Annotated in this window: 5 protein-coding genes and 1 pseudogene; 1 reads left to right on the plus strand and 5 read right to left on the minus strand. The window is 73.0% G+C overall.

Features of this window, described 5'->3' with window-relative positions; translation table 11 throughout:
• Window positions 1-267 precede the first annotated feature (267 nt).
• Window positions 268-1,248 (plus strand): rod shape-determining protein, encoded by a 981-nt coding sequence (locus JWR81_RS20405; RefSeq protein ID WP_297655207.1) that lies wholly within the window; start codon window positions 268-270, stop codon window positions 1,246-1,248.
• A gap of 27 nt (window positions 1,249-1,275) precedes the next feature.
• Here the strand turns inward: JWR81_RS20405 and JWR81_RS20410 are convergent, their stop codons facing one another.
• The 5 genes and pseudogenes from JWR81_RS20410 to JWR81_RS20430 all read right to left on the minus strand — a co-directional run.
• Window positions 1,276-4,248 carry an FtsW/RodA/SpoVE family cell cycle protein gene (locus JWR81_RS20410; RefSeq protein ID WP_297655196.1) on the minus strand — a complete coding sequence of 991 codons (2,973 nt, stop codon included), beginning with the start codon at window positions 4,246-4,248 and terminating at the stop codon, window positions 1,276-1,278.
• On the minus strand, window positions 4,245-4,823 hold the full coding sequence (locus tag JWR81_RS20415; protein ID WP_297655199.1) for a hypothetical protein: 579 nt from the start codon (window positions 4,821-4,823) through the stop codon (window positions 4,245-4,247). The genes JWR81_RS20410 and JWR81_RS20415 overlap by 4 nt, the downstream gene beginning before the upstream one ends.
• A gap of 121 nt (window positions 4,824-4,944) precedes the next feature.
• Window positions 4,945-5,790, minus strand: coding sequence for an aldo/keto reductase (locus JWR81_RS20420; RefSeq protein WP_297655202.1), 846 nt, complete (start codon window positions 5,788-5,790; stop codon window positions 4,945-4,947).
• Window positions 5,791-6,073: 283 nt separating this feature from the next.
• Window positions 6,074-6,502: a DUF2267 domain-containing protein gene (locus JWR81_RS20425; RefSeq protein ID WP_297655204.1), complete on the minus strand. Its 429-nt coding sequence runs from the start codon at window positions 6,500-6,502 to the stop codon at window positions 6,074-6,076.
• Window positions 6,503-6,755: 253 nt separating this feature from the next.
• Window positions 6,756-8,410: pseudogene (locus tag JWR81_RS20430) on the minus strand (thiamine pyrophosphate-dependent enzyme); the annotation flags it as partial.

Raw genomic sequence — 8,410 nt, forward strand, 5'->3', positions numbered from 1 at the left:
TGGTGTTCGTGCCGCGGGATGTCGGGTTCGCCGGTCATCGCCGGATCACCAGCCGCCCGGTGATGCCGGGCAGAGCCGGGCGCCCGAGCTCATCGGGCTGAACGGCCTCACCACGGACCGGACGGGAAGGCCTGCTCGCGGTTCGGACTCCTGGCCTTCGGCCCTCGCCCCCACGGCGGGACCGGCGGACACTCAGCTCGGCGAGACCGACGGCGTGGGTGCGCTGTGAAGGACAAGCGGCAAGGGGAGACCTTGACTCGGTTGGGTATGGACGTGGGCACCGTCAGCACTGTGGTGTGCGACGCGGACGGGGAGTTGCTCTTCGACGAGCCGTCCATCCTCCTGCACCAGCGGACGGGGGGGCGAGGCCAGCGGATCGCCGTCGGCCGGGAAGCCGCGGACCTCGTCGGCCGCCTGCCACCGGGCATGACGGCGATCCGCCCGGTGCGCCGTGGCGTCATCACCGACCTCGACACGGCGCGCTCTTTTCTCCGGATGGTCGTACGGCAGGTTCTTCCGCGCCCGTGGCAGCGTGGACGAGCCCAGGCGGTGGTGGGAGTACCGGCGGGCGCCACGTTGCTCGAACAGCGAGCCCTGCTGGAGGTCCTCGAGGAGTCGGGGATCGCACGGGCGGTGGCGATCGACGAACCGGTCGCCGGAGCGCTGGGGTGCGGGATCGATCCCATGGACCGGCGCGTGCACATGGTCGTCGACGTCGGCGGAGGCACCGCCGAGGTGTCGGCGTTCTGCTTCGGGGGGGTGCTGGCCAGCCGGTCGTGCCGCATCGGGGGAGGCGACATGACCGTGGCGGTGAGCCGTCACGTGCGCGAGCACCACCACCTCATGATGGGAGAGATCGCCGCCGAGCAGTTGGCGGTCCGGTCCGGTGAGGTTCCCGACAACACGGAGATCGGTATCCACGGGCGCGACTCCGACAGTGGCAGGCCGCGGTCGGTAACCGTGGAGGCCGGTGAGCTCCAGGCCGCCCTCGCCCCGATCGTCGCGTGGCTGGTCCGCTACCTGGCGGGCTGTCTGGACGACCTGCCCGCGCAGGCCATCGACGACCTGGCCGCCGACGGTGTGGTCCTCGTCGGCGGCGCGTCGCGTGTCCGGGGGATCGAACAGGCGCTGGAGAAGGCCTTCGGGCTACCGGTGAAGCGGGCGGAGAACCCCCTCACCTGCGTGGCGGAGGGGGCCGCCCGGGCCGCGACCGCCCCTGGCGTGCTCACCGCCTACGGTCGAGGCTGACCGCGAAGTCCGGAGCAGGGCCGCCGCTCACGGTGCGGCGGGCGGGGCGAAGTACTGGCTGAGCCCGTCGGCGACCACCGCGCTCGCGCTGTTCGCCCCGGTTCCCGGTCCCTGCACCAGCGCGGTCACGACGACCGTCGGCGCATTCATCGGCGCGGCCGCGGTCGTCCAGTTGTCGTAGCTGTCGGCGGCCAGGCTCCCGTCTTGGGCCGTGCCGGTCTTGGCGCCCACCGGTACCGGCAGACCCGCCAGCCGCGTCGCGGTACCGCCGGTGACGGCTGCGCGCATGCCCTCACGGACGGGACCGAGCGCTCCCGCGAACGGCAGCGGCGTCGGTGCGGGAACAGGGAGGGCGGTGAAGCCGCCGCTGCGGGTGCCGGTGGCGAGACCCAGGCGGGGGGTCACCAGGCTCCCGGTCACCACGCCGGCGGTCCAGAGCGCGTTCTGCATCGGGGTGACCTGGAGGTATCCCTGCCCGATCCCGAGGATCACGGTCGACCCCCCGTACCAGGTGCCGCCCTGGGCCGCGACGGACTCGGGCGTGCCCAGGTATCCGGCCGACTCCGCGGGCAGGTCGATCCCGGTCGGTGCGCCCACCCCCAACGTCCGCGCGACGTCGATGATGGCGCCCGGGCCCATGGCGGCGGCGAGCTTGTAGAAGTAGACGTCGTTGGACCAGGCGATCGCCTGCACCAGGTCCATCGGTCCCAGGGCTCGCCAGTTGTTGAAGGTGTGGCCGCCGAGGGTGAAGCTCGCCCCCGTCGGCACCACCAGCGCTGGAGGAACCGTGCCGTGCACGAGGTCGGCCGATCCCATGACCAGCTTGAACGTCGAGCCGGGCGGGACGGCCGCCTGCGTCACGTGCTCGAGCATCGGGTCGCCCGGGCCCGTCGACGCGGCACGCAGCCCGGCCTCGTCCACCGGCGGCCCGTAGAGGTTGTCGTCGTAGGACGGAAGGCTGGCCATCGCGAGGACCTGCCCGTCGCGCGGGTCCATCGCGACCGCGGCGCCCACCGCGCGAGGGTTCGACTGGGCGCGCAGCGCGGTCGCCAGGCTCGCGGTCATGCGCTGCTGCAGGCCGAGGTCGAGGGAGAGCCGCAGGTCCGCACCCCGGACGGGGTCCTGGCGGGGCCCGACGGCCGAGGGGACGCCCGTCGGGGTCACGTACAGGCACTGCTCGCCGTCGATGCCGCGCAGGACCGCGTCGTACTGCGCCTCGATCCCGGCGCGCCCGACGATCTCGCCCGGTGGGAGGCCCGGGTCCCGGGCCACCTCGGCCGGCGTGGCGATCCCGGCGAAGCCGAGCAGCGGTCCCAGCAGCGCCCCCGTCGGGTAGGTGCGGCGGGGGTGTGGGACGACCAGCACGCCGGCGATGCCGGCCCTCCCGATCGTGTTGCCGGTGGTGGCGGGCACGTCGGCGACCCGGACGGCGAGGGTGGTGTCGGGCACGCCCGCGAGGGTGGTGTCCACCGCGTCGACCCGTTGCCCGGTCAGCGCCGCGAGCCGGGCGAGGTCGGCGGGGTGGGAGCGCAGCAGCGCCGGTACGGCGTCGACCTCGACGAGCCCCGCCGTGCCGGTGGAGGTGTCGGCGGCGAGGACCACGCCGTTGCGGTCGGTGATGGTGCCGCGGGCCGGGGGGATCCGGATGCACCGGGTCATCTGCTGCTGGCCGGCCGCGAGCAGCGCGGCGCCCTGGGTGGTCTGCAGGTTCCAGCCGTAGACGCTGAAGACGACCAGCAGGCCGGTCAGCCCGACGGCGGCCGAGCGGACCAACCGGGGCCGGAGGCCGCGCCACCGCGGCGCCGCCCACAGCCGGCGGCGCGCCCCGTCGCGCCGGACCCCCAGCACCACGCCGATCGCGGCCAGGTGGGCGACCAGCGCCGTCCCCCCGTAGCTGACCAGCGGGAACGGGACGCCGGCCAGCGGCAGCACGCCGAGGTTCCCGCCGACGGAGACCACGACCTCGATGCCCAGGAGGATCGCCAGCCCGCCCCCGACGAGGGCCCCGTGTCCGGTCCGGGCCACCCGCCCCGCCAGCGCCAGCCGCCACACCAGCACGATCGCGGCCAGCAGCACGACCGCTCCCGCGACCAGCCCGAACTGCTCGACCAGGCTCGCCGGGGCGAGGTCGGTGTCGCGTTCGGGCAGGTAGCGCTCCATGAGGTCGGTCAGCGGTCGGCCGGCGCTGCCCAGGAGGCTGCCGGACGCCAGCGCGATCTGCGCCTGGTGCACCGCCCATCCCGTTCCCGACGGCTCCCCCGATGACCCGGCGAGGAAGCTGCCGAGCCGTTGCACCTGGTAGGGCCGCAGCACCCCGATCGCCAGCGGTGCCGCGACGGCCACACCGGCGAACAGGGGCAGCAGGAAGCGCGCGGGCACACGACCGATCACGAGCATCGCGACGGTCAGCACGACGAGCAGCGTGGTGGTGCTGAGGTCCGGTTGCAGCAGCGTCAGCCCGACCGCCGGCAGGGCCAGCCCGATCGCGAGGACGAACCGCCGCCACGGGGGACGATCCGACCCGAGCACCCCCGCGAGGACCAGCAACAGCCCGACCTTCACCAGCTCCGACGGTTGGAAGGTGAAGGAGCCCAGGGCGATCCAGCGGGTGGCGCCGTTCGCGGAGACCCCGGCGACCAGCACCGCGCCCAGCAGCGCGACGGCGACGCCGTAGCTGATCCACCCCAGGACACCGAGGAAACCCAGACGGACCCGCCACATCGCGGCCAGCAGGCCGATCCCGACCGCCGCGATCACCAGCTGGCGGACCGCTGCGCCGACGCCGTCGACGGCCGCGAGGTTGGCCAGACCGGCGCCCACCAGCACCAGCGCGGCGAGCACGGCCACCATGTCGAAGGCGACACCGTGGTCGCGGGCCCGGAGCCGCGGGGTTCGGGCGTCGTGGCCGGCGCCGTCCCAGGGCGGGGCGGTCCAGCTGCCGTACCGGGTGGATCGCTTCCGGCCGAGTGTGCGGATCCGCACGGTGTTCCCCCTCGTCACGTCGGTGAGCAGGACGCGCGTGCCGGCACCCGGAGCGGGGGACCGGCGGCCGTGGCCGGTGACGAGGTCACCGCTGTCACCGCCAGGGCGGACCCGGGCGGCAGTGCGACGTTGTCGACGACGTCCGCGCGGTCACCGTTCGGCGGAACCGTGACCGACCCGCCGGCCACCGTCACGGATGCTCGCGAGCACAGGTCGTCGATCCGGACGCTCCAGCGCAGCGCTACCGGCGCCGGCCGCGGATGCAGCCCGATGTGCACCCGCACGGCACAGACGGCGCCGGGCGAACAGAGGCTCATCGCCCGCAGCTCGACCCGGGTGACGTCACCTGCGGCCGCCGGCGCGGGCAGCGCCGGGTCGGGCGCCACCGCCGCCGCGCCCGCGGGTGCCGAGCGGCCGCTCGCCAGCAGCTCGGACACGTCGGAGCCGATCCGCTCGTGCAGGAACCCGTACTCGATCGCCAGCACGGTGGCCAGGACGATGACGGAGACGGCCCATTTCCAGGAGCGGGAGACGATCCGCTCCCTCGCGTGCGCTCGTGGGCGCAGCCCACCAGCGTGTGCGTCGGACCTCATGCGCCCCACCCCGATCGTCTGCCCCGCGCATGGTCACGTTCCTGGCCGGCGACGACGCTTCGTTCGTCACCGCGCCACGTTCTGGTGGACGGCAGGCGCCGACGTCACGCCCCTGCAACCGTCAGAGCACTTCGAGTGGTCTCTTGTGCCGGGGCGGTGGGAACGCCCCGTCCAGGATGATCATGTCGGCCTGGGTGAGCTGCAGTTCGAGCGCCGCGGCGTTCTCCCGGACGTGCCCGGCTGTGCCGGCCCGTGGGATCGCGTTGATGTCCTCGGAGCGCAGCACCCAGGCCAGCGCGACCTGGGCCGGGGTGGCCTCGTGGCGCCGGGCGATGTCGGCCAGTGCGGGGTGGCGCAGCAGCCGGCCCTGCTCCACCGGCGAGTAGGCCATGATCGGCACGCCGTGCGCGCGGCACCACGGGATCAGGTCGTATTCGGGGCCGCGCCGGGCCAGGTTGTAGAGGATCTGGTTGGTCGCGACGGCGCGTCCGCCCGGCGCCATCTCCAGCTCCTGCATGTCCGCGGTGTCGAAGTTGCTCACGCCCCAGTGGCGGACGAGGCCGGCGTCGATGAGGTCCGTGAAGCCGGCCATGGTCTCCACCAGCGGGATCGGGCCCCGCCAGTGCAGGAGGTACAGGTCGAGGCGATCGGTGCCGAGGCGGCGCAGGCTCGCCTCGCAGGCCAGCACCGTGCCGCGGCGGGTCGCGTGGTGGGGGAGCACCTTGCTGACCAGGAACACCTCGTCGCGGCGGCCGGTGATCGCCTCGCCCACGAGTTCCTCGGCCGCGCCGTCTCCGTACATCTCCGCGGTGTCGATCAGGTTGAGCCCAAGGTCGAGGCCCAGCCGCAGGGAGGAGATCTCCGAGGCACGGCTGCCCGGTCGCTCCGCGAAGTGCCAGGTGCCCTGGCCCATGGCCGGGATCGTTTCCCCGGAGGGGAGGTCCACCGAGCGGATCGTCGCGGTCATGGTGGGCACGTTGGCAGCCGCGGGCACTCAGCGGCACCGGCCTTCGAGGCGGATTTCTCCCGTGCGGGCTCGGCCCGCGGTGTCCAAGACCGCCATGGGACCGTATGTCCACTGGGCTCGTCCGTCCCTCTCCCGGGGCACACCGCCCGAGTCGATCTCGGTGCTGTCCGACATCACGAGGTGGATACGTCCGCTCACCTGGTACTGCTGGTGCGGGCCGTGCACAGGCTGGGTCGGGGAGTGAGGTTCCACCGACCCGGCCCGCGCTGGATCCGGATCCGCGCTACGGAAGGACGGTGGCGAGGTCCTTGGGCAGGCTGGCCCGGACGTGCTGCCATTCACCCTCGCTGATGAACCGTCGCAGGGCGTCGATGACGACCTCGAACAGGCGTTCCGCCCCCCCAGGGACCTCGTAGCGGAACTCCGAGTTGATCCGTTCGAGGAAGTCGTTGCGGTGCATCTTCATCGGGACCTTCGCCGGGTCCCATCCCTCGAAGTAGATGCCGCGGATCAGCAACGGGAGCTGTGCCGAGAGCTGGGCGGCCTCCTCGACGGTCAGGCGGTCGCGCAGAGCGTGCAGAACGGTACGGAGCCCGTCGTAGGACTGGTTGCGACGCTCCTTCGGCCAGCCGTAACTCTCCTCGATGCGCTTGAGGACCCCGTTGGTCTTCTCCAGGGTGGTGTCGAATGTCCTGTATCCCGTGAAACTCATGTGTGTCCACCTTCTCCGGACGTGTCGGTCGAGACTGAGGCGCGGGTCGACGTCATCCGTCCACGGTGACCGATCTCGCGGCCAACGGCCTGCCCCTGGCAGGTGGGGATTCGGGGCCGCCCCTCCACCCGTCGGGGCGATCCACGGGTCCGCGTCGCCGGCGCATCGCGGGGTCGTCCGGCAGTGACCGCCCATCGAGAGACAGCCGGCTCGAGTTCGTGGTGGATGGCGGGAGCCGCATCGGGCGGCGGTGTCAGCGGGGGATGTTCCGCAGGTTCTGTCGGGCCAGCTCGTAGATCCTCCCGACCCCGCCGTCCAGAACGGTCTTGCCCAGGGACAGGGCGAACCCGCGGGCCTCCTCGACGGTGATGTGCGAGGGCACCTCCAGGGCGTCGGGCGGGTGACGACGTCGAGAAGGGCCGGCCCGTCGTAGGCCAGCAACTCGGTGACGGCGTTGCGCAGGTCTGCGGGATCGGTCACCCGACGGGTGTGGAACCCGGCGCCGGCGGCGACCGCGGCGTAGTCCACGTGGTCGTGGTCGGTCTCGAACGGCGGGTCGCCGGCGACCATCATCTCCAGCCGAACCATGCCGAGGCTGGAGTTGTCGAACACCACGACTTTCACCGGAAGCCGGTGGGTCTCCACGGTCAGGAGCTCGCCCATGAGCATGGCCAGTCCACCGTCGCCGGAGAGCGACACGACCTGGCGGCCGGGTGCGGCGACCTGCGCCCCGATCGCCATGGGGAGGGCGTTGGCCATCGAGCCGTGCACAAACGAGCCCAGGATCCGGCGCCGCCCGGTCGGGGTGAGGTAGCGGGCGGCCCACGTGCAGCACATCCCGGTGTCGACGGTGAACACGGCGTCGTCCGCAGCGGCCTCGTCGAGGATCCGGGCGAGGTACTCCGGTGCATCGGCGTGCGCTGGCCGTGGTCGCGGGTGTAGGTCTCGACCGCATGCCGGATCGCCTTCTCGTGGCGGTGCAGCATGTCATCGAGGAAGTGCCGGTCGGTGCGTTGCTCCAGCAGCGGGAGCAGAGCGCGCAGCGTGTGCCCGACGTCCGCGGCGATCCCCTGCACCAGCGGGGTGCGGCGCCCGAGCCGTGCGGGGTCGATGTCGATCTGGATCGTGCGTGCGTCGGGCAGGAAGTCGTCGTAGGGGAAGTCGGTGCCGAGCAGCAGGACGAGATCGGCCTCGTGCAGGGCGCGGTAGCAGGCGCCGTGTCCGAGCAGCCCGGTCATGCCGACGTCGAACGGGTTGTCGTGCTGCAGCAGGTCCTTGCCGCGCAACGTGTGCCCGATCGGGGCGTGCACCCGGGCGCCGAGGGTGAGCACCTCGTCACGGGCGCCGCTGCAGCCGATCCCGGCGAAGATCGCCACCTTGTCCGCGGTGGCGATGTGCCCGGTGAGCTCGCGCAGCGTCGCGGCGTCCGGGACGGGGAGTGGTCGGCCGGTGACGAGCGCGCTCGGCGGGACGGCGCCTGCGGACCGGTCGGCGAGGACGTCGCCGGGCAGCACGAGGACCGCCGCCCCCTGCCGGCCGACGGCGTTCTGCATCGCCAGCCGGGACAACCGCACGAGCTGCTCGGGCCGGGTGACCATCTCGCAGTAGTGGGACGTCTGGGTGAACAGCGCCTTCGGGTCGGTCTCCTGGAAGAAACCGCTGCCGATCTGCCGGGACGGGATGTGCGAGGCCAGCGCGAGTACCGGCGCGCCGGAGCGGTGGGCGTCCATCACACCTTGGATCAGGTGGGTGTTGCCCGGCCCGCAGCTGCCCGCGCACACCGCGAGCCGCCCGGTGAGCTGGGCGTCGGGCCGAGGCCGCGAACGACGCGGCCTCCTCGTTGTGCACGTGCACCCAGTCGATGCCGCCGTTCGCCGCGCCGCCGCTGCGGCGGATCGCGTCGCTGAA

The sequence above is a fragment of the Pseudonocardia sp. genome (assembly GCF_025965585.1).
Classification (GTDB): Bacteria; Actinomycetota; Actinomycetes; order Mycobacteriales; family Pseudonocardiaceae; genus Pseudonocardia.

Bases quoted from the DNA above. Each gene is read 5' to 3' on its own strand.
- JWR81_RS20405 (WP_297655207.1), top strand. From the start codon at position 268: ATGGACGTGGGCACCGTCAGCACTGTGGTGTGCGACGCGGACGGGGAG.
- JWR81_RS20415 (WP_297655199.1), bottom strand. From the start codon at position 4,823: ATGAGGTCCGACGCACACGCTGGTGGGCTGCGCCCACGAGCGCACGCG.
- JWR81_RS20420 (WP_297655202.1), bottom strand. From the start codon at position 5,790: ATGACCGCGACGATCCGCTCGGTGGACCTCCCCTCCGGGGAAACGATC.
- JWR81_RS20425 (WP_297655204.1), bottom strand. From the start codon at position 6,502: ATGAGTTTCACGGGATACAGGACATTCGACACCACCCTGGAGAAGACC.